Origin of the sequence: Larkinella humicola, from assembly GCF_008727875.1 — a bacterium.
Classification (GTDB): Bacteria; Bacteroidota; Bacteroidia; order Cytophagales; family Spirosomataceae; genus Larkinella; species Larkinella humicola.
In genome coordinates, this window is the sequence record NZ_VTWS01000007.1 from 221,230 (window position 1) to 241,332 (window position 20,103).

Annotated in this window: 20 protein-coding genes; 14 read left to right on the top strand and 6 right to left on the bottom strand. The window is 51.0% G+C overall.

All coding sequences use genetic code 11. From position 1 onward, the window contains the following. Positions 1 to 112: 112 nt before the first annotated feature. The 7 genes from coaBC to F0P93_RS24990 all read left to right on the top strand — a co-directional run bounded on the left by coaBC (position 113) and on the right by F0P93_RS24990 (position 5,774). Positions 113 to 1,333: a bifunctional phosphopantothenoylcysteine decarboxylase/phosphopantothenate--cysteine ligase CoaBC gene (gene coaBC / locus F0P93_RS24960; RefSeq protein WP_150880456.1), complete on the top strand. Its 1,221-nt coding sequence runs from the start codon at positions 113 to 115 to the stop codon at positions 1,331 to 1,333. Next, a complete protein-coding gene (porD, locus tag F0P93_RS24965; protein WP_150880457.1) occupies positions 1,330 to 2,250 on the top strand; it encodes a type IX secretion system protein PorD in 921 nt (306 codons plus the stop codon). The genes coaBC and porD overlap by 4 nt, the downstream gene beginning before the upstream one ends. Positions 2,251 to 2,253: 3 nt before the next feature. Then, positions 2,254 to 2,496, top strand: coding sequence for a hypothetical protein (locus F0P93_RS24970; RefSeq protein WP_150880458.1), 243 nt, complete (start codon positions 2,254 to 2,256; stop codon positions 2,494 to 2,496). Positions 2,497 to 2,505: 9 nt separating this feature from the next. Beyond that, a complete protein-coding gene (recN, locus tag F0P93_RS24975) occupies positions 2,506 to 4,170 on the top strand; it encodes a DNA repair protein RecN (RefSeq protein WP_150880459.1) in 1,665 nt (554 codons plus the stop codon). A 37-nt stretch (positions 4,171 to 4,207) separates the two neighbouring features. Beyond that, positions 4,208 to 4,630, top strand: a complete 423-nt coding sequence (locus tag F0P93_RS24980; RefSeq protein ID WP_150880460.1) for a viral A-type inclusion protein — start codon at positions 4,208 to 4,210, stop codon at positions 4,628 to 4,630. A gap of 71 nt (positions 4,631 to 4,701) precedes the next feature. Next, a complete protein-coding gene (locus F0P93_RS24985; protein ID WP_150880461.1) occupies positions 4,702 to 5,349 on the top strand; it encodes an SCO family protein in 648 nt (215 codons plus the stop codon). After that, positions 5,346 to 5,774 carry a c-type cytochrome gene (locus F0P93_RS24990; protein WP_150880462.1) on the top strand — a complete coding sequence of 143 codons (429 nt, stop codon included), beginning with the start codon at positions 5,346 to 5,348 and terminating at the stop codon, positions 5,772 to 5,774. Before F0P93_RS24985 ends, F0P93_RS24990 begins: the two co-directional genes overlap by 4 nt. 15 nt (positions 5,775 to 5,789) lie before the next feature. On the opposite strand, the gene lptC is transcribed toward F0P93_RS24990, so the two are convergent. The 3 genes from lptC to F0P93_RS25005 form a co-directional block, all read right to left on the bottom strand. Further along, positions 5,790 to 6,344 carry an LPS export ABC transporter periplasmic protein LptC gene (gene lptC, locus F0P93_RS24995; protein WP_225309632.1) on the bottom strand — a complete coding sequence of 185 codons (555 nt, stop codon included), beginning with the start codon at positions 6,342 to 6,344 and terminating at the stop codon, positions 5,790 to 5,792. A 101-nt stretch (positions 6,345 to 6,445) separates the two neighbouring features. Next, positions 6,446 to 7,732: a BamG family beta-barrel-assembly machinery protein gene (bamG, locus tag F0P93_RS25000; protein ID WP_225309633.1), complete on the bottom strand. Its 1,287-nt coding sequence runs from the start codon at positions 7,730 to 7,732 to the stop codon at positions 6,446 to 6,448. Beyond that, on the bottom strand, positions 7,716 to 8,447 hold the full coding sequence (locus F0P93_RS25005; RefSeq protein WP_150880463.1) for a type III pantothenate kinase: 732 nt from the start codon (positions 8,445 to 8,447) through the stop codon (positions 7,716 to 7,718). Before F0P93_RS25005 ends, bamG begins: the two co-directional genes overlap by 17 nt. Before the next feature lie 68 nt (positions 8,448 to 8,515). Between F0P93_RS25005 and F0P93_RS25010 the strand changes: the two genes are divergently transcribed. The 5 genes from F0P93_RS25010 to F0P93_RS25030 all read left to right on the top strand — a co-directional run bounded on the left by F0P93_RS25010 (position 8,516) and on the right by F0P93_RS25030 (position 14,390). Then, a complete protein-coding gene (locus tag F0P93_RS25010) occupies positions 8,516 to 9,661 on the top strand; it encodes a mechanosensitive ion channel family protein (RefSeq protein WP_150880464.1) in 1,146 nt (381 codons plus the stop codon). Positions 9,662 to 10,051: 390 nt separating this feature from the next. After that, entirely contained in the window at positions 10,052 to 12,103 is a 2,052-nt protein-coding gene (gene rho / locus F0P93_RS25015; protein WP_150880465.1) for a transcription termination factor Rho, read from the top strand. A 214-nt stretch (positions 12,104 to 12,317) separates the two neighbouring features. Continuing rightward, complete coding sequence (locus tag F0P93_RS25020; RefSeq protein WP_150880466.1) at positions 12,318 to 13,250, top strand: OmpA family protein; 933 nt, start codon at positions 12,318 to 12,320, stop codon at positions 13,248 to 13,250. Positions 13,251 to 13,281: 31 nt separating this feature from the next. After that, positions 13,282 to 13,767: a helix-hairpin-helix domain-containing protein gene (locus F0P93_RS25025; RefSeq protein WP_150880467.1), complete on the top strand. Its 486-nt coding sequence runs from the start codon at positions 13,282 to 13,284 to the stop codon at positions 13,765 to 13,767. Positions 13,768 to 13,802: 35 nt separating this feature from the next. Further along, the gene (locus F0P93_RS25030; RefSeq protein ID WP_150880468.1) at positions 13,803 to 14,390 is read left to right on the top strand and encodes a helix-hairpin-helix domain-containing protein; all 588 of its coding nucleotides are present in this window, start codon (positions 13,803 to 13,805) and stop codon (positions 14,388 to 14,390) included. Between the two features lie 107 nt (positions 14,391 to 14,497). On the opposite strand, the gene htpG is transcribed toward F0P93_RS25030, so the two are convergent. After that, positions 14,498 to 16,327: a molecular chaperone HtpG gene (gene htpG, locus F0P93_RS25035; RefSeq protein WP_150880469.1), complete on the bottom strand. Its 1,830-nt coding sequence runs from the start codon at positions 16,325 to 16,327 to the stop codon at positions 14,498 to 14,500. A gap of 227 nt (positions 16,328 to 16,554) precedes the next feature. On the opposite strand from htpG, the gene F0P93_RS25040 reads away from it, so the two are divergent. Further along, positions 16,555 to 16,863 (top strand): rhodanese-like domain-containing protein, encoded by a 309-nt coding sequence (locus F0P93_RS25040; RefSeq protein ID WP_138992170.1) that lies wholly within the window; start codon positions 16,555 to 16,557, stop codon positions 16,861 to 16,863. A 4-nt stretch (positions 16,864 to 16,867) separates the two neighbouring features. On the opposite strand, the gene dapF is transcribed toward F0P93_RS25040, so the two are convergent. After that, on the bottom strand, positions 16,868 to 17,638 hold the full coding sequence (gene dapF / locus F0P93_RS25045) for a diaminopimelate epimerase (protein WP_150880560.1): 771 nt from the start codon (positions 17,636 to 17,638) through the stop codon (positions 16,868 to 16,870). 167 nt (positions 17,639 to 17,805) lie between these two features. Next, positions 17,806 to 18,183 (bottom strand): 50S ribosomal protein L19, encoded by a 378-nt coding sequence (gene rplS, locus F0P93_RS25050; RefSeq protein ID WP_150880470.1) that lies wholly within the window; start codon positions 18,181 to 18,183, stop codon positions 17,806 to 17,808. A gap of 185 nt (positions 18,184 to 18,368) precedes the next feature. Between rplS and F0P93_RS25055 the strand changes: the two genes are divergently transcribed. Beyond that, positions 18,369 to 19,868 carry an NAD(P)H-hydrate dehydratase gene (locus tag F0P93_RS25055; RefSeq protein ID WP_150880471.1) on the top strand — a complete coding sequence of 500 codons (1,500 nt, stop codon included), beginning with the start codon at positions 18,369 to 18,371 and terminating at the stop codon, positions 19,866 to 19,868. Positions 19,869 to 20,103: the final 235 nt, after the last annotated feature.

The window sequence follows — 20,103 nt, forward strand, 5'->3', positions numbered from 1 at the left end:
GATCCAAAACGAACCGGGAAAGCACCGAGACCACGGAGAAAATCGCACCGGCGACCTCTCTCTGTGTCCTTTGTGCTTCTTCGGTTCGTTTTGCATGTTTATCCTGCTTATCATGTCCAAATTGACCGGAAAAAAGATACTGCTGGGCGTAACGGGTAGTATCGCTGCGTATAAATCAGCCCTGCTGATCCGGCTTTTGATCAAGTCGGGAGCCGAAGTGCAGGTGATCATGACACCCGCAGCCAAAGATTTCATTACGCCCCTGACGCTGGCTACGCTGTCGAAACGCCCCGTTTTTTCGGAGTTCATCCACTCTGGCGGACAGGGCGAAGGGCAGTGGAACAACCACGTCGAGCTGGCTCTTTGGGCCGATTTGCTGGTCATTGCGCCGGTGTCGGCTCATACGTTGGCGAAATTGGCCCACGGATTTTGTGACGATTTACTGTCGGCGGTTTATCTATCAGCGAAATGCCCGGTTTTTCTGGCACCCGCCATGGATCTGGACATGTACCGCCACCCCACGACTCTGGAAAACCTTCGGCGGCTGGAATCTTTTGGCAATCACCTCATTCAGGCCGAACACGGCGAACTGGCGAGCGGGCTGGTGGGCGAAGGACGGCTGGCAGAGCCAGAACACATTGTGAATGACCTGGAACGGCATTTTGCCCACCGCCCGGTTTTTAGACACAAACGAATATTGATTACCGCAGGCCCTACGCAAGAGCCCATCGATCCGGTTCGCTTTATCAGCAACCACTCGAGCGGCAAGATGGGCTATGCCATTGCCCGCGCTTTTGCCCAGGCCGGAGCCGACGTTACGCTCGTCAGCGGCCCCACGGTGCAACCCCTCCCCGATCCGGCCATCCGGCGCATTGCGGTGCGCTCGGCCCGGGAAATGTTTGAAGCAACGGCGGAAGAGTTTTCGAAAGCCCACGTAGTTGTGTTGGCGGCCGCCGTGGCTGATTACACCCCATTGCAACCCGCCGATCAGAAAATAAAGAAAAAGGAAACGGTTTTTGGTTTGGAAATGACCAAAACCGTCGATATTGCCGCTACCCTGGGGCAGCAGAAACGCCCCGATCAGATCACGGTCGGTTTTGCACTGGAAACCAACGATGAACTGGCCAATGCACTGGGAAAACTCCGGACCAAAAATTTCGATTTGATCGTTCTGAATTCTTTGCGCGATCCGGGTGCCGGTTTTGGACACGATACCAACAAAATTACCGTTATTGACAAAGACGAGCGGATGTATGAATTTGATCTGAAATCGAAGGACAAAGTGGCCGAAGATTTGCTCAATCTCATTCAGGAACAGTTATCGATGGTATGAAATTTCAATCCTTATTGCGAAGCGCTGCGGTATTCATTGGCCTGTCGACCCAACCCGGTCTGGCCCAGGAGCTCAATTGCCAGGTAACGGTAAATTTCAACCAGGCCCAGTCGACGCAGGTCACCGACCGTCAGGTTTTTCCCCAGCTTCAGAGTTTCATTACGGATTTTATCAACACCCGCCGGTGGACTACCGATGCGTTCAATCCGGAAGAACGCATCAACTGCAAACTGATTATTGACATTCTGAAGGTTCCCGCTCAGAACTACTACGAGGGCCGTGCCCAGATCATTGTTACCCGACCGGTGTATGGGACTAATTATGAAACCGTTACGCTGCGCTACATCGACAATTCGTTTGATTTCCCCTACCGCCCGAACGATGCGATGTTTTTCAACGAAAATACCAATTCCAGTGAATTAACGTCTTTGCTTGCTTTTCACGCGCTCATCATGTTGGGTGTCGATTACAATACATTTAGCAAGCAGGGCGGAAAACCGTTTTTTCAACGGGCCTATAACGTGATGACCCTGGCGAATCAACGGGCCGATGCCGGTGGGGCGTGGGCTGCCAAAGGTGACATCCGCAACCGGTACTGGCTGATCGAAAATCTGCAAAGCCAGCAGTTTATTCCCTATCACGAAGCCTTGTATACCTACCACCGCCAGGCCTTAGATACCTTTACAACCAATCCCGCAGGGGCGCGCCAGCAGGTCTTAGGCGTTTTGTCGACCCTCCAGCAGGTCAGTCAGCAGCGGCTCAATTCCGTGGTGATCAACACATTTTTTGACGCCAAGGGCGAGGAACTTTTTAACATCATGAACGAAGGCCCGCGCGATGAACGGCAAAAGGCCTTCACGCTTCTTTCCACCCTCGACCCGGCTAAAACAGAAGTTTACCGGAAGTTACTCAGATAATTCATGGGTAAACGTTTAATTCGCATTCGGGCTATGGAGCTTCTCAACCAGTGGACATCCGCATCGGCCGCCAGACTCGTAAATGCTGAAGTCAATGTGGTTTTCCTTGACGGACGGACCTTGCACGGTCGGCTGGTCGGCATTCAGGGTTCAGAATTATCGATTCGTGATAACATTGGTCACAATCATACGGTTCTGATCCAAACCGTTGACGAAGTCATCCTGGATGAAAAAGCTCCTTTTTAGAATTTTGCCATGCTTTCGCATTTACTGATCAAGAATTACGCCCTGATTGAACATCTGGAAATGGATCCCGATACTGCCCTGAACACCATTACGGGTGAAACGGGGGCGGGGAAATCCATCATGCTGGGTGCCATTGGTTTACTGATGGGCAATCGGGCCGATACCAAAGCACTCTACAATCCGGACGAAAAATGCGTGATCGAGGGTTTTTTCAAGGTATCAGGCTACCTCATCGAGAATTTATTCGAAGAGGCTGACCTCGATTACGACTCAACCTGCATGGTTCGGCGGGAGATCAGCCCCAGTGGAAAGTCCCGCGCTTTCGTGAACGACACACCGGTGACCCTCGATATTCTCCGGCGGGTGACGAGCCATTTAATGGACATTCATTCGCAGCATGACTCCGTTTTGCTGGGGTCCAATGAATACCAACTGGAAATTGTCGATACCTACGCCCAAAACGACGCCCTGTTGCGTCAATACCGCACCGATTACCGCACGTACCGACTCAAACAGGAAGCCTACGAACAACTGTTGACTGAAACAGCAACGATGAAAAAGGAGTTCGATTACAATAGTTTCCTGTATGAAGAACTTCACAAACTGGAGTTGCAAACCGACGAACAGGAATTGCTGGAACAGGAACTCACGATTCTGGAAAACGCCGAAGACATCAAAGAGCGGCTTCAGCTCTCGTCGGATTACCTCGACAATGCGGAGCAATCGGTGGTGGTGTACCTCAAAAATGTGGTCAATAACCTGAACTACGTTACCCGTCTGACGGATCGGTTCAGCCAGCTCAGGGATCGGGCTCAAAGCGCACTGATCGAGCTGCGTGACCTGGCCAATGAAATTAACACTGAAGAAGATAACATTGAGACCAGTGATGCGCGGGTCGAGGTCATTCGGGAACGGCTGAATCTGATTTATCAGTTGCAAACCAAACACGCCGTAAAAACCATCGCCGAACTGCTGGATATTCAGGCGGATCTGGAGAAGAAAGTAAGTAAAATCCTGAATTCCGACGCCGAACTGGCTTTGGCCAAAGCCGAGAATGAAGCCGCTTTTCAACAACTCATGACAAGCGCCGATGCCCTTTCTGCTTCACGCCGGGAAGCGAGTCCGGAAATTGAGGAGCGGGTGGGCAGTTTGCTGGCCGATCTGGGCATGCCCAATGCTTCGTTAAAGATCAACATGGAAACCGGCAAGCCGACCTATACGGGCGTCGATACGGTTTCTTTCCTGTTCAGTGCCAACAAAGGCATTAAGAACCAGCAATTGAAAAATGTCGCTTCAGGGGGTGAGTTTTCCCGGTTAATGATGGCGATCAAGTACATTCTGGCCAGCAAACGTTCGCTGCCGACGATTATCTTTGACGAAATTGATACGGGCGTCTCCGGCGAAATCGCGATCAAGATGGGAAACATGATGCGTGACATGGCGCACAGCCACCAGATCATCGCCATTACGCACCTGCACCAGATTGCTGCGCAGGGAAAAGCCCATTATTTTGTGTACAAAGACAATTCAGGAAACCGCACCGTGAGCCGGGTGAAAAAACTCACTTTTAACGAACGGGTTCAGGAAATCGCCCAGATGATCGGCGGGAATAACCCCTCCGCCAGTGTTCTGAAAAATGCGAAAGAATTGCTGTCGCAGAAAGCGTCGTCCTGAATAAAAACCTACTGCTTGAACTTCCTCCATCAATACCATGAAAAAATTACTGATTTGCCTTGTTACACTGGCGGGTTGCCAGTCATCCGGTGACAAAAAAAGCATTGAACAGATTCAGGATCAGGTTATGGTCGTACATGACGAGATCATGCCCCGCACCGGTGAGCTGATGGATCTTAAGGAAAAGATAAGTCACCAGATTGATAGTTTGTCCAAAATTACGCCGGTTTCAGCCGGCATCCAGGCCCGTCAGGAAGAAGGCCTAAAAATCAATAAAAGCCTGACCGAAACCGACAGCCTGATGTATGCCTGGATGAACCATTACAACGCCGATTCGGTCAAAGGTCTAGACGAAACGCAGGCGAAGGCATATCTGGATCAGGAATTGAAGAAAATCAGTGAGGTGAAAGCGAAAATAAATGGCGGAATTACGCAGGCGAAAGAATTCCTGCGTAACTAATTCCGAACGTGGGCTGTTGAACCAGTAGGCGGTTTCGCGATCCCGGTTTTCCAATTAAACTAATTTTCAGAATGTATTCAGTGCTAAAAAGCAGTATTTCGCTGGCCGTCTTCCTTTTTTTAGCGGCTTGCTCATCAACAGAAAACCGGTTACCCATCATGGGCGAACGGGATGTCATCACGAAAGAAGTCGACGGTAAAACCGTTACGGATACGGCCTATTATCAGATTCCGGGTTTTCGGTTTACCAACCAGGACAGCCTGCCGGTAACGGACAAAACCTTTGATGGAAAGATCTACGTGGCCGATTTCTTTTTCATCACCTGCCCGACCATTTGTCCAAAGATGAAAACCCAGATGAAGCGGGTTTACGACCAATTCAAGAACAATCCGGACGTGATGTTGCTGTCGTATACCATCGATCCGAAACACGACACACCGGCGGTGCTGAAAGAGTTTGCGACCAGTCTGGGAATTACCGGCTCGCAATGGCAATTTGCCACCGGCCCGAAAGAAGAGATTTTTAAAACCGGCAAGAGTTACATGGTGGTGGCTCAGGAAGACGCCGGAGCGCCGGGCGGTCTTCTCCACAGCGGTCATTTCGTATTGGTAGACAAAGAAAAGCACGTTCGGGGCATGTATGACGGCACCACGGAAGAAGGCGCGGACAAACTGATGGCTGACATGGACCGGTTACTCGCCGAATATAAAACGAAATGAGAAGACGAACGCTGGGATGGCTGCTCGTACCGTTTCTCCTCCAAACCGCTTGCCAGAGCCAGGAGGAGTTAAAGCAGGAAAAATATTTTGTGGAGGGCTACCAGCTTTATACCGAACATTGTGCCAATTGCCACCAAACCGACGGCAAGGGTCTTGAGGCACTGTATCCGCCCATCAACGGGTCTGATTACCTGAAAAACAAAGAAAAAGTCATCTGCCTGATTCGGTACGGCCAAAACGAACCCATTGTGGTGAATGGCCGGCGATTCAACCGGCCAATGCCCTCCAATCCGCAATTAACCGACATTGATGTGGCGGAAATCACGACTTATATTTACAACAAGTGGGGCGGAGAAACCGTGATTACGGATGTGAAAGAAGCCAGCAAAGTGCTGGATACGTGTCGGGTGCAACGTCAACGCTAAGCGGGCAATTCAGCGTTAATTTCCGCTACCCGACATCCGGAAGATCCCCGACGTTTTTCGAATAAAGTAGTGCGAGAACGTTTGATCCGTGTCTAATCCCACTCCTTCCAGTCGTTCATTCGAGTTTTTACTCAGAATTTTGACCTTTTTTTCGGTATACACCTTCTTGGTGGTCGGGTTCCAGTTGAGTTCCGGCGTGTAGAGTTCCTGATTTTTTTTCTTGTTGACCACCACCACGTTCCCCATAACGCGGTAATAATTCTGGGCTTGCACGTAGCGGCCCGAATCCGCCCGCAAGGTGGTCTCGACCTGTTGGTCAGGGCCGTAGAACTCGATGTTGACGGTTTTGGGATAAACGCGGTCGTTGGATTGGTACTTGTACTGCAAGGGCGTTTTCATCTTGACCTTCAACAACCCCATCTCGCTGTACAGAATCTGAACGTCGTTGATTTCTTCCAGCGGGCCGGTATACGGTTTTGATTTTTTCGCAGCCGGTTCTTCCGTACAATTCATCAAAGCACTCCCAAACAGGCCCAAAAAGATGGCCCGAAAAATATACTTACTCATCATGGTTTTCAGTGTGCATCATTCCAATCCTTAGAACGAAAGTCTGAGCGCCCTGGTTCGCAGCTTTGACTGAACGGCAACGGCTTCGTTGGGACTTTCATCGGTTAATCAACCTTCTGACGCACAAACCAGGGCTGATTGAGCGACAGACCCAGGCCAATTTTGAAATACCGCTCCTGAATCTGACCGTTCGTAACCGTCCCCCGCTGACCACCGATCAACGAGATCGAAACTGAGTTTACATATTGACCCACGGGCAGGGAAACGCCTAAACTGACGTTCACATCGTTGGGTTGTTTCCCTCCTATCGAATACGGCAGCTTGGAATAATTGAACCCTAACCGGTACGGAATGAGATCCAGATAGCGCGTCGACCGGGTTTTCGGCGTGTATTCCAGCCCGGCACCGATCGAATAACTGTCTTTCAAACTCCCCGAATTGCCCTCCAGATCCGAAAATTTTGACCAGGGCTGGTACCCAAATTCAACCCCAACGGCTAATTTCTGCGATTTTTCTAACACGATCCCCCCTCTAAATTGAGTAGGCAGCGTAACCGAACCGCCATTCCGGGTGCTAACCGTATCCGGATTCGAAATCTGCGTCCCACTGGCGTCGATTTGCTGGTACGTATCGATCGACTTCCCGCTCAGTTTTGTCATCGGATCAATGGTCGCACCGACATTCAGGAACCAGTCGTTTTTCAGCTTTGGTCGCCAGGCAGCTCCAAACCGCCATACCACATCGCTGTAACTCGTTTGTGTTGAACGTTTTACAGTAATGTCATCTCCCCCAATCAGCAAGCGGGAGTCGGAATCTTTGGTGGTGTTTCCAAAGAGAAAAGCCGCTTCAAAGCCGAAGAAGAGGCTCTTGGTCAGGCTAAAACCGTTGGTAAATGTTGCCTTGTTGAGCCCACCCCGTCCCCGGTAAATGTATTCGGATTCGTAGATGGTGCCCGGCACTTTCTGGTATTGTGTGGTTTGGTAGTCCACATAGCTGTAGGGCCGCAAGCCGATTCCCGTCGACCAATACCGGGTGACGGGAAACGTAAACGTCAGGTAGCTGAGGTTGGCCCCAAAATCCTGCTGTTTTTGTCCACGACTATCAGAAAGTCCTTTGCTTTGCCCCAGTAAACCCACTTCAAACAAGGTGTAACGGTTCCGAACCAGCAAAGCCGGGTTGACACTATTCAGAAAAAAACTGTTGGCGTATGCGGTTCCCATGCCGCCCATGCCCAGGTTGGTGACGTTGCTGTTGCCGTAGATTTCACCAATACCCAGCGAAGAATAAGGAGAATTGCCTAAACCTTGTGCCTGAGCGGTCAATTGAGCCGTTCCAAACAGGAGAAGGCCGGTAAATAAGACGGAATACCATCCGTTACGAGAGGTCGACATTATGTTGTAAAATACGATTCAATCCGATCAGTACCAGTTCCGGTACTGCAAAGATGGGTGGTTTCAGGCTACTTTCAAAAAACGGGGCATCTCCTCCGCAGATTAGTACCTTCACATCCGGGTGTTCCCGTCGATGTGCGTCGATAATGCCGTTCAATTCGGCGAGCAATCCATTGACCACACCGGCCTGCATGGCCTGCCGGGTATTTTTTCCCAACAGCGAGGGTCTCAACTCATCCGGCTCGACCATAGGCAACCTTTCTGTAAACGAATGCATCGCCCGGAATCGCATACGGAAGCCGGGAGAAATCATTCCGCCGTGAAAGACCGAAGCCGCATCGACATAGTCATACGTGATGCAGGTACCCATGTCAATCACCAGACAGGCATCGTCCGGAAACCGGACTTTGGCCCCAACAGCCGACGCAATCCGGTCGGTGCCCAGCGTGTTGGGCGTATCATACCGCTTTTCCATCGGCACCGGCGTATAGCCATCGACCGCCAGCCAGAACGTTCCCGGTTTTAACGGAAGCTGGTCCCGCAACTGGTCGGCCGGGCGGTTGGTCGACGAAACGACGACCGCATCGGGCGGAGCATTCTGAATCAGGGTTTGCAGGTTCTCGACCGATAACTGCGAATAGACTTCCATGGACTTTCCATGCTCGAAAATTCCGGCTTTGATGGCACTGTTCCCCCAGTCGATGGCGATGTTCATTGCTGCAAAAATTGCAAATAGAGACCAGATTCCTCACTCTTATGTGTTAAAAATGCTTAAAATGCGGCATGGAATCGGTAAAAACGTGGTTTGAGCAGCAGTTGATGGGCAATTCCGTCGGCAATCTGGTCCTGTTCGCTCTCCTTATTCTGTTGGGTTTGTGGCTGAAACGCATTCTATCGATGCTGCTGAGCCGATTTTTCTACCGGCTCGTCAAGCCCGAATCCAATGCCATTCCGATCAGCGATTTTCTTCGGTTGATGCGCCAACCGATTGAATTCCTCATTCTGCTGATCATGCTTTTCCTGGCCTTCGATCGACTGGCCATTCCCGATCAGTGGGGATTTGTTCCCCGCACCGAGTTCGGCTACCGCCTGGTGGTGATCCGGCTGTACCAAACGACACTGATGATTACGCTGGCCTGGATTGCCATCCGGTTTGTGAAGTTCGTGGGCCTGATTTTTCAGAAACGGGCCGAACAAACGGAAACCAAGCTGGACGACCAACTGGTGCCGTTTGTGCGCGATCTGATGATTCTAACCGTTTCAGCGATTGCGTTTTTCTCGATTCTAAGTGTCGTTTTCGATGTCAATGTCATTGCGCTCGTAACCAGTCTGGGCATCGGTGGCCTGGCCATTGCGCTGGCTGCCCGCGAAACGCTCGAAAATTTATTTGCTTCCTTTGCCATTCTGCTCGATCGTCCTTTTGTTACGGGTGACACCGTGACCGCCGGAACCGGTCCCAATCAGGTTACCGGCACCGTGGAGAAAATCGGTTTCCGAAGTACCAGACTCCGTACGGACGACGGCAGCCGCATCGCCGTTCCCAACCGCCTGATGATTTCGCAATCCCTCGATAACCTGACCCAGCGGAGCCAGCGCCGGGCTAAGTTCTATCTTCGTCTTGCCCTCGATACGCCGGCCGAGACGTTGCGGGGAATCGTTGACGACACACGTCAATGGCTTGAAAACCAGCCCAAAACCAATCAATCCCCTCCCCTCATTCAATTTGACACCTTCGGTGAAAGTTCGCTCGATATTCTGATTCAGTACTACGTGGCTACCAGCGATTACCGGGAATTTAACGCCATAAAGGAAGAAGTGAACTATCAGTTGATGGCCATTGTTAAGAAACATAGCGGCCGGTTTGCATTTCCATCCAGAAACATTTATCTTCGGTCACAGGCCGGTTTCCCGCTCGAAAGTGAAAAATAATTCCTGACTACTTTTGAATACTTTCTAAAACATTTGCATCTTTTGGTCGTTCTTGTTGACAAAGCGGGATTAAACTATTAACATTGTGGTCATATAGGTTCTGACCCGATATCACAGGTGTTCTGCCTTTATCCATGTAATCTGAGGCCGCAAGCCAAATCCACCTGAACAAACTGTCCCTGTTGAACCCTCCACGCACCAGCGTAGTTGTGTTATTACACTGAAACAGTTGCTGCAAGTGCATAGGTCAAGCAAATATCTGACTTGTAATCAATCGTACCATTAAAGCACTACTTTTCCTCATTTGGATTCATTCATCCACGGCTTGCCGTAGCGACAATTATCTCACACATTATCAAGTAAAGCCCTCTTTGCTTACTCTGGCTTTTTATGTACAATAAGGAAGAACTCGATCTGAAACTCTTATCAGAATTAAAAGCGATTGCTGAATCATTCAGTATTCGTGACATTAGTAAATTCAACAAAAAGGAATTGGTTTATAAAATTTTAGACCAGCAATCCTTACTCCCTGACCCCGTTCCGGCAGCCACTGAAAATGGGAAAAGTGCGGAAGCCACCCCGGCTGCTGTTGCCGAAGCCCCGCGCCGGGGTCGCCGTCCGCGCCCGGAACCCTCACCGGTAGCCGAGGCTGTTCCCGCTGCTCAGCCCACTCCTGATGCCCCGGAAACGCCGGTTTCGGTTTCGGCTCCGGAACCTGTTCAGTCTGAAGTAGTAGCGCCAGCGCCGGAAGTCCGGACGGAAGAACCACGCGTTCCGGTGGTGCGCCCCAATCGGGACAATACGATCCGAAATGGCCGACCCGATGCGGCAGCTACCCGTCCTCAAAACCGGCGTGGTCCGGAACAAACCGGCCCCATTCGCCCCACCCGAAACGAAAACTCCGATTCCCATGATCCCCGGCGGGTGCGTCAGCGGATTCGCAAAGACGAGGAAATTGGCGAAGATATTATCCCTGCAGCCCCCTCTGCAGAGAAATCCAGTGAAAAAAAGGGACTTCCCAACCAGCCCCAGCGCCCGGAGCAACTTCGGAACCGCAAAGGAGAATTGGAACAACCCGCACTGGATCTATCGATTGAAACCGACTCCGACGACTTTTATACCGCCCCCGCCGAGACTGAAGGCGAGCCATCAGAGGGAACTGCTCCAAGCCCGGAAACACCGGAAACACCGGTTCAGGCTGATCAACCCGAAGCAACCAGTCAAACACCCGCACAGCAACCCGAACGCCAGCAGCGTGACGTAGTGCGCCCGGATGAATATACCAACCGCATTCGCCGGCAGTATAATCAGCATGTGCGGGAATTCGACGGGATCATTGAAAACGAGGGCGTTCTGGAAATCATGTCCGATGGTGGCTATGGCTTCCTGCGCTCAGCCGATTACAATTATCTGGCCAGCCCCGACGACATATATGTATCACCGTCACAAATCAAGCTCTTTGGTCTGAAAACCGGGGACACTGTACGTGGCCAGATCCGCCCACCTAAAGAAGGTGAAAAATATTTCGCCCTGCTGCGTGTTTCATCGGTCAATGGCAAAACGACTGAGGAAATCCGCGACCGGATCCCGTTTGAATACCTGACTCCGCTTTTTCCGGAAGAAAAACTGAACCTGAGCTACCGTTCCGATCAGTATTCAACCCGGATCGTGGACCTCTTTGCGCCGATTGGGAAAGGCCAGCGGGGGATGATCGTGGCCCAGCCTAAAACCGGTAAAACCGTGTTGCTGAAAGACATCGCCAACGCCATCACGAAAAACCACCCGGAAGTTTATCTCATCATTCTGCTCATCGACGAACGCCCGGAAGAGGTGACGGACATGGCCCGGAGCGTGAACGCCGAAGTTATTTCATCAACTTTTGACGAACAGGCTGAGCGGCACGTTAAAGTAGCCTCGATGGTACTGGAAAAAGCGAAACGGATGGTCGAGTGCGGTCATGATGTGGTTATTCTGCTCGATTCGATCACGCGTCTGGCGCGGGCCTACAACACGGTGGTGCCTTCGTCCGGTAAGATTCTGTCGGGTGGTGTCGATGCCAACGCTCTCCACAAACCGAAACGCTTTTTTGGGGCTGCCCGAAACGTTGAATTTGGCGGCTCGTTAACCATCATCGCCACGGCGCTGATCGACACCGGTTCGAAGATGGACGAAGTAATTTTTGAAGAATTTAAAGGGACCGGTAACATGGAACTCCAGCTCGACCGGAAACTGTCCAACAAACGCGTTTATCCGGCAGTTGACGTTCTGTCGTCCGGTACGCGTCGGGAAGACCTGCTGCTTGACAAAGAAACTTTGCAACGCATCTGGATTCTTCGCAAGCACATGGCTGATATGAACGCCATGGAGTCAATGGACTTCCTGCTCGACCGCATGCGCGGAACCCGCAACAACGAAGAATTTCTGGTGTCGATGAACCGTTAACGTTCACCTTCCCTCCGTCTTTTTATTCAGCAAAACCGTGTTGCAGCCCGAAAGGATCGCGACACGGTTTTTTGGTTACCAGACAAACCCACCCTGTTTGGAAAGGCGTTGCGACGGACGGAGTTTATCAAAAAATAATTTCGGGTTTGCATGACTTCACGGCCCTTTCCGAGTCTCAATGAAGGAATACAAACTTCAAACCCGTCGTTATTTCATGTTCACCAATAAAACTCCCTGGGTTGTGCTGCTCCTTGTCTGGATGGGCGGTTCAACCTATTGGCACGTCTGCCACATCAAACAATTGTGCGCCGATGATACTACCCCCCATTCCGGTGTTTCTGCCGGCACAAAAACGGCTCCCGCCTTTACAGTTCCCGGTTTGCAGATTGCGGATGGAGCAAACGCATCCTTCCAGTCGGCGGGTCATCTGGCCTTTGCCAAATCCGGAGCCGAAGTCAACCCGGCTGGCGTTCAGTCTTTGCTGGATTCTCTGGCTCTCTATCTGAAAGCGAACCCCGGCAAACGCGTGCAACTGACGGGTTTCTATGATCCGAATGAGCAAAATCCATCGACTGACGCCAATCTGGGGCTGGCCCGCGCCAACAGCGTCCGCGCTTATCTGAAAACGCTGGGTGTAGCGGATACGCTCTTCACACTACAAGGCGAATCAACAGGCGATCTGGCCTTCACGCCGGCCGGTGATTCGCTCTATGGCGGCATTCGGTTTGCGTTTTTGGAAGAAGTACTGGTGAAAGCACCCAAACCGGCCGAAGAAAAATTAGCTGACAGTCAGAAGTTTGCATCCATTTTCGAACCCATGGACTTGTACTTCAACACCGGCAAGATCGACTACATCAAAACCGCCGGTACCCGTGAATTTCTGGAGAAGACCCGGACCTACCTGAAAGAACATCCGGATCAGAAACTGGTCATTACCGGCCATACCGATAATGTTGGTCCCGATGCGCTCAATCTGGCCCTGTCCAAGAAGCGGGCCACCGCCGTGAAAATGCAATTGGTGAACGAGGGTATTCCGGCCCGTCAGGTGGAAGTTCAGGGCAAAGGCGAAATCCAGCCCGTCGGCACCAATGAAACTGAAGACGGTCGCCGGGCCAACCGCCGGGCCTCGATCGTTGTGAAACCCTAATGTCCTCCGCTCCCAAAAACGCATTACCACTATGTTTGAAATGAATCCCCATCAGTTGCCTGACGCCGTCCTGCAACACTGGATTATGTTACTGGTTTGTGGAACCCTGGGTTTCATCATTGGCTACATCGGGCGAAAGGTTACGATTCGCCAGCTCGAAAGCCAGCTCAATGCCACCGAAAGCCAGGTGGAAGAGTGCCTGAAATCGAGCCAGGCGCAGCAGGAAGACATCGTTCTCCAACGCATCTCCTCCCGGGCGAATGAACTGAATTTCACACGGATCGGCCATTCCTCGCTCGCGAAAGCCGATGACCTGAAGGAAATCAACGGGATTGGTCCGTTTTTCGAGAAAAAACTGCACAGCCTCCGAATCTATACATTTCAGCAGTTGGCCAATTGCACCACGGAAGACACCAACCAGATTGCCAATATCATTGAGTTCTTCCCCGACCGCATCGAGCGGGAGGACTGGATCGGTCAGGCAAAAAAGTTACACCGCAAAAAATACGGCGTTTAGAATCCACCTGTTTGACCTAATAAAGCACTCATACTATGTTCAATTTTGATCCGTTTAGCCGGGGCGTTGCCATTACTGAAATCCTGATCTTGCTGGCCTTTGCCGCCCTGGTGGGTTATGTCCTCGCCCGGTTGATCACCAACAGCCGCATCAACGAATTACGAGCCGCTCTGGCCGATCAGGAAGCGGCCCTGGATGACTGCCATCGCAAGCGGAAAGCGACGGTAGCAATGGCTTCCTCCCCCGCAACCAAAACCGTCGAGTATACAAACACCAAAACAATTGCATCGACAAGCAACATCAGCGCAACATCCGAAAGCGAAGAAGAAACGGTTTTCCGTAAAATTGCGTCACGCGCTTCGGAATTAAATTTTAGTCGCATTGGCTACGCCACCCTGAATGACGCGGACGACCTGAAGGAAATCGTGGGCGTTGGTCCGTTTTTTGAACGGAAACTGCACACACTCGGCATCTTCAGCTTCCGCCAGCTGGCCAACTTTACGACCGAAGATGTGGAAAAAGTGAGTGATATTATTGAATTTTTCCCCGACCGCATCGAGCGCGAAGACTGGGTTGGGCAAGCCAAACAACTGTATAAGGATAAGTACGGGCGGGAGGTATAAAGACGGTTTATGATATTCGGTTTTCCGTATACGGTTTACGGTGGCTGACGCGTGCATCTGAATGCGTCAGCCACCGTAAACCGTATACGGAAAACCGTAAAACCATTTTACAACGTCTCGACCGTCCGGCGGATGAACGCGGTCAGGTCAGAGCCGGAAAGCATGCCCTGTGCCAGTTTGGCCAGATCCAGACTTTGTTTGACCAGTACCTTTTGCTCCTCCGTATCGCTTAATTTCAAAATGCGGTCGGCCAATGGGTGGTTGGCGTTCACGGCAATGTTATAACTGTCCGGCATCGCACCGAACATGCCGCGCTCCCCACTCAACGCAGACATATCTTTCATCCGACGGAAAAACTCAGGCAGGGTAATGATCACCGGCAATTCGTCCGTCGGCATTGCTTCGACGGAAACCGTGCCGGTTTTTGAATCCAACGCTTCCTCGAACAACGTTTTCAGTTTCGTTCTGTCGTCTTCCGACAGCACACTTTCGTTGTTGATTCCCTTGTCGATCAGCTTATCGAAGGTATCAGCATCGACGCGTTTCAGACTGGTTTTTTCGAGTTTGTATTCCAGTTGGTTGATGAAGTGGCTGTCGATCACCGTGTCGAACAGCAAAACCTCGTACCCGCGTTTCCGGGCCGATTCGATGAAACCGTCCTGTTTTTGCAGATCGTTCGTATACAACCAGACAACCGAGCCGTTTTTATCCGTCTGGTTTTCTTTAACGGCCGCGCTGAACTCCTCAAACGTGAAGTATTTCCCGTCTACGTTTTTCACCAGACAGAAGTCTTTGGCTTTTTCGTAGAACTTCTCGTCGCTGATGATACCGTATTTGACAAACAGACCGATGTCATCGAATTTCTGTTCAAAACCGGCGCGGTCGTTGCGGAACAGTTCTCCTAGTTTATCAGCGACTTTACGCGTGATGTACCCATTGATTTTCTTGACATTGCTGTCGGCTTGCAGAAAACTCCGAGACACGTTGAGCGGAATATCCGGCGAGTCGATCACGCCGTGCAGCATCATCAGGAAGTCCGGTACAATGTCTTTGACCTCGTCGGTGATGAACACCTGGCGGCTGTACAATTGAATTTTTTCGCGCCGGATCTGAAAATCGTTTTTAACCCTTGGGAAATAGAGCACACCCGTCAGGTTAAACGGATAATCGACATTCAGATGAATCCAGAACAGGGGCTCTTCCGACATTGGATAGAGTTCCTTGTAAAAATTCAGGTAATCTTCGTCGGTCAGATCGGAAGGCGACTTGGTCCAGATCGGGGCCGTATTGTTGATGATAGCACCATCAAACTCGATGTCGATGGGCAGAAAACGGCCGTATTTCTCCAGAATCGACCGAAGGCGGTCTTTATCGAGAAACTCTTCCGAATCAGCGGCAATGTGCAAAATGATGTCCGTTCCGTGTTCCGCGCGCTCGGCTTCCGTAATTTCAAACTCGGTCGAACCATCACAAATCCAGCGGGCTGCTTCTGAGCCTTCCCGATACGATTTGGTGATAATTTCTACATGATCCGAAACCATGAAGGCCGAATAGAAACCCAGGCCAAAATGACCGATAATGGCGCCTTTTTCATCCAGCTTGTCTTTGTACTTTTCCAGAAATTCCGACGCACCGGAAAACGCGATCTGGTTGATGTACTTCTTGATTTCTTCCGCCGTCATCCCGATGCCCCGGTCGCTGACGGTAATGGTTTTGGCTTCTTCGTCGAGGGTGACGGTCACTTTCAAATCGCCCAGCTCACCGTTGAATTCGCCGAATCCAGCCAGTTTTTTCAGTTTCTGTGATGCATCGACGGCATTTGAAACCAGTTCCCGTAAAAAAATCTCGTGATCGGAATAGAGAAATTTTTTGATGATCGGAAAGATGTTTTCCGTATGAATCGAAATTTGACCTTTTTCCTGAATGGTCGAGCTCATGACAATAAAAATTAGAGTATGATTGACGCAATAAACTGATGCCCAGACGGCACCAACAACTGTTCCAGAGCGTCAAAATGTGACAAGTTGGCAGTAAAAAGCCGACGGAAAATAAAAGATCGCGGATCCTCCACTATTTTCCGGACTGAGAAAACACCCTTTCCTATTTTCGTGTTTCGTATGCAATGACACCGATTGAACCACCCATCTACACCGCCCTATCGCCTGTGAACCCAAAAACATATACCGACATCACAACGGAAGAAATGGAGTCACTGGTGATGGAACCGGAAACCGTCATTGTCGACGTGCGCGACGAATGGGAATTTGAAGAATTTAACATCGGTGGCCTGAACATTCCACTAGCCGAAATCCGCAGCAAACGGCATTATCTTTTGCCGTATGACAACGTGATTGTGGTCTGCACCAATGGCGTCCGAAGCCGGGTGGCGGTGAAGGATTTCTGCCGCCATCCCGAAATGGAAGAAAAACAGTTGTATCACCTCAAAGGTGGTATTCTGGGGGCTGAAGAGTAAACGTTTAAACCGCTATCGAACCGGTGAATACCCGAATCGCAGGACCGATCAAATACAGATCGCTAAAACCGCCGTCGGCCCTGGCAATGAAAGATACCCGCAAAGTACCGCCCAGCGTCTGAATCGAAACCGGGCTGCTCATGCCCAGTTGCCGGTGCGCGACCAAAGCCGAAGCCGTTACGCCCGTACCGCAGGAATACGTTTCATCCTCAACACCCCGCTCGTAGGTCCTGACAAACAAGGCATTTGCGCCGGTGGGCTGCATAAAATTGGCATTGGTTCCGCCGGGGGCAAACCGGCTGTCGTAACGAACCGGCCGACCTTCCGCAACAACATCCATCGATTCGACGTCTTCTACCACTTTCACGTAATGCGGAGAACCGGTATTTAGAAAAGCGTAATCCGCGTGCTGTTCGATACCGGCAATCTCATTCATTTTGAGCGAAACTTCCGCGTCGTTCACCGATGCCTGGTGTTCGCCATCAACGGCCAGAAAGCGGGTTTCTGTTTCAAACAAGCCTAAATCGTGCGCAAACCGAACGATGCAGCGTCCGCCATTGCCACACATGCTGCCTTCGGCACCATCCGCGTTGAAATACACCATCTGAAAGTCATACTCCGGGTGATTACGGAGCAAAATCAGGCCGTCGGCACCAATTCCGAACCGACGGTGACAAAGCCGGGCAATGCGTTCCTGCGAAACCGGGAAGGTTTCGGCGCGGTCATCGATCAGAATGAAATCGTTGCCGGTTCCCTGGTATTTGAAGAAATCGATCATTTTATGAGTTAAGAGTTAAGAGTTAAAAATTAAGAGTTGGCTGACGCATACAGAACTCTTAACTCTTAACTCTTAATTCTTAATTAATCATTCTTAACTCTTTTTTGGGGATACAAAAAAAGCCGTCCGGACAGACAGCTTTCTTACTGATACGATGGAAAGTACTACGCCTGTGGCTGTTTTACTTTTACCTTGCGTTCCTTAATCCGTGCTGCTTTACCCTGACGACCACGCAGATAGAACAAACGTGCCCGACGAACGCGGCCCAGACGAACCAATTCAACTTTGTCGATATTCGGCGACAGAATCGGGAAAATCCGCTCAACACCGATACCATTTGAGATCTTGCGTACTGTAAACGTTTCTCCGTTGGTGTTCGGATTCCGGCGCTGGATTACCGTTCCCGAGTAAACCTGAATCCGCTCTTTGTTTCCTTCACGGATCTTAACATGTACATTGACTGTGTCGCCTGAATGGAAGTCCGGAAAATTGTTCCGCCGACCAGCATTTTCAGCTTCGACCAGTTTAATTAATTCACTCATGACCGTAGATATCTTCGGGGGTATGAAATTTCCTAATAAGCCGCAAATATAACCAAAAGATTCCGTTTTATAAATAGTTGTCCTCAAAATAAATTGATTGACCCGCGAACCGTTGAAAGTTAACGGGTTTTTAGCTAATTCGCCATCGAAGACCCAAACCAGCTCGTCCCATTTGATCCATCCTGATGAAGATTCTGACCGTTGAACAAACCCGAACCCTCGATCAATATACCATCGAACATGAACCCATTGCGCCCATCAACCTCATGGAACGGGCGGCACAGGCGTTTACCGACTGGTATACAGCCCGGTTTGACAAAAGCCGCCCCGTTCGGGTTTTCTGCGGATTGGGCAACAACGGCGGTGACGGGTTGGCGATTGCGCGTTTGCTAACCCAGTTGGAATATTCCGTGCAGACGTACGTGGTCCGCTACGCTCCCCGCGAATCCGATGACTTCATGCACAACCACCGGCGGCTGAAGCTCATTTCTTCCATCAATTACATTGAAAATGAACGCGATATTCCGGTGATCCGAAACCGGGAAGTGGTGATCGACGCCATTCTGGGCTCGGGGCTCTCCCGAACTACCGAGGGCATTGTTCAGGCGGTGATCGACGCCATCAACCACAGTCCGGCCACGGTGGTTGCGGTCGATATCGCCAGCGGTCTCTTTACCGACACGGCCAACGGCCCCAATTCCACGATTATTCAGCCGGATTATACCGTCGCCTTTCACCTGCCGAAACTGGCTTTTCTGCAACCGACCCTGGGGCTTTACGTGGGCGAATGGCATTGGGTCGATATTGGGCTGAGCCGGGTCTTTATCGAACGAACGCCGACGACGTATTTTTACACCACCGAACAGGAAGCCCGCCATTTGCTACGCCCACGAAACCGGTTTTCACACAAAGGGTCGTTCGGGCATGCCCTGCTGCTGGTCGGTAGTTACGGAAAAATTGGGGCTGGTGTTCTCTCGGCTAGAGCGTGTTTGCGGTCGGGGGTTGGGCTGCTGACCGTACAAATGCCCCGCTGTGGCTATGAAATACTCCAAACCACGGTCCCGGAAGCCATGTGCCTGCCCGATGGCCATTTGCACATCCTGTCTGGACAGTCGGAACTGGAAGCCCCCGAGCTAAGCAGCTACTCCGCCATCGGTGTTGGCCCCGGCATTGGCACCGCCCCCGAAACGCTGGCGATGTTGCGCAAACTGCTGTCGGAAGCCAAAAAACCGATGGTGATCGACGCCGATGCGCTTAACTTAATTGCCCGGAATCGCGATCTGATCGATAAGATCCCGAAGAACAGCATTTTAACACCGCACCCCAAAGAATTTGAGCGCCTGACGCGACGCTGGTCGAGTGATTATGATAAGTTGGGCATCCTGCGGGATTTTGCCCAGCGCAACCAGTTTGTCGTCGTTTTGAAAGGTGCTCATACGGCGATTGCAACACCGGACGGTACTACCCATTTTAACTCGACCGGCAATCCGGGGATGAGTACCGGCGGAACCGGCGACGTTCTGACGGGCATTCTGACGGCTTTGATTGCCCAGGGTTATGACCCGGTGGAAGCGGCTGTGCTGGGTGTTTTTGAACACGGGCGGGCGGGCGACCGGGCCGCCGAACATCATGGTCCGATTGGCCTGACGGCTTCCGACATCATCGAAGCCCTGCGTTGGGATTAATGCCAATGCGGGGCGTTTCAGGCGATCGTTCGGTCGTAATAATACCCGCCTTTAAAAAAGATTTCTTCTTCTCCATCTATTTTCTTACAACCATCGTAGATACAAGCGGGTCTAACGCTGTGTAATACGTTCCCAACCGGTGTAGAAAAAAGTCCACAACTACTCGTTTTTTCGCGGTTCACAGGAAGGTCAGAATTGCTTTTTAGAACTTTTTAATCGGATAACCGTCTGTAAA

Bases quoted from the DNA above. Each gene is read 5' to 3' on its own strand.
- F0P93_RS24980 (WP_150880460.1), top strand. From the start codon at position 4,208: ATGAAAAAATTACTGATTTGCCTTGTTACACTGGCGGGTTGCCAGTCA.
- recN (WP_150880459.1), top strand. From the start codon at position 2,506: ATGCTTTCGCATTTACTGATCAAGAATTACGCCCTGATTGAACATCTG.
- coaBC (WP_150880456.1), top strand. From the start codon at position 113: ATGTCCAAATTGACCGGAAAAAAGATACTGCTGGGCGTAACGGGTAGT.
- F0P93_RS25025 (WP_150880467.1), top strand. From the start codon at position 13,282: ATGTTTGAAATGAATCCCCATCAGTTGCCTGACGCCGTCCTGCAACAC.
- bamG (WP_225309633.1), bottom strand. From the start codon at position 7,732: ATGTCGACCTCTCGTAACGGATGGTATTCCGTCTTATTTACCGGCCTT.
- F0P93_RS24990 (WP_150880462.1), top strand. From the start codon at position 5,346: ATGAGAAGACGAACGCTGGGATGGCTGCTCGTACCGTTTCTCCTCCAA.
- rplS (WP_150880470.1), bottom strand. From the start codon at position 18,183: ATGAGTGAATTAATTAAACTGGTCGAAGCTGAAAATGCTGGTCGGCGG.
- F0P93_RS25010 (WP_150880464.1), top strand. From the start codon at position 8,516: ATGGAATCGGTAAAAACGTGGTTTGAGCAGCAGTTGATGGGCAATTCC.
- F0P93_RS24985 (WP_150880461.1), top strand. From the start codon at position 4,702: ATGTATTCAGTGCTAAAAAGCAGTATTTCGCTGGCCGTCTTCCTTTTT.
- rho (WP_150880465.1), top strand. From the start codon at position 10,052: ATGTACAATAAGGAAGAACTCGATCTGAAACTCTTATCAGAATTAAAA.
- F0P93_RS25030 (WP_150880468.1), top strand. From the start codon at position 13,803: ATGTTCAATTTTGATCCGTTTAGCCGGGGCGTTGCCATTACTGAAATC.
- F0P93_RS25020 (WP_150880466.1), top strand. From the start codon at position 12,318: ATGTTCACCAATAAAACTCCCTGGGTTGTGCTGCTCCTTGTCTGGATG.
- F0P93_RS25055 (WP_150880471.1), top strand. From the start codon at position 18,369: ATGAAGATTCTGACCGTTGAACAAACCCGAACCCTCGATCAATATACC.
- F0P93_RS24970 (WP_150880458.1), top strand. From the start codon at position 2,254: ATGGGTAAACGTTTAATTCGCATTCGGGCTATGGAGCTTCTCAACCAG.
- lptC (WP_225309632.1), bottom strand. From the start codon at position 6,344: ATGATGAGTAAGTATATTTTTCGGGCCATCTTTTTGGGCCTGTTTGGG.
- F0P93_RS25005 (WP_150880463.1), bottom strand. From the start codon at position 8,447: ATGAACATCGCCATCGACTGGGGGAACAGTGCCATCAAAGCCGGAATT.
- htpG (WP_150880469.1), bottom strand. From the start codon at position 16,327: ATGAGCTCGACCATTCAGGAAAAAGGTCAAATTTCGATTCATACGGAA.
- porD (WP_150880457.1), top strand. From the start codon at position 1,330: ATGAAATTTCAATCCTTATTGCGAAGCGCTGCGGTATTCATTGGCCTG.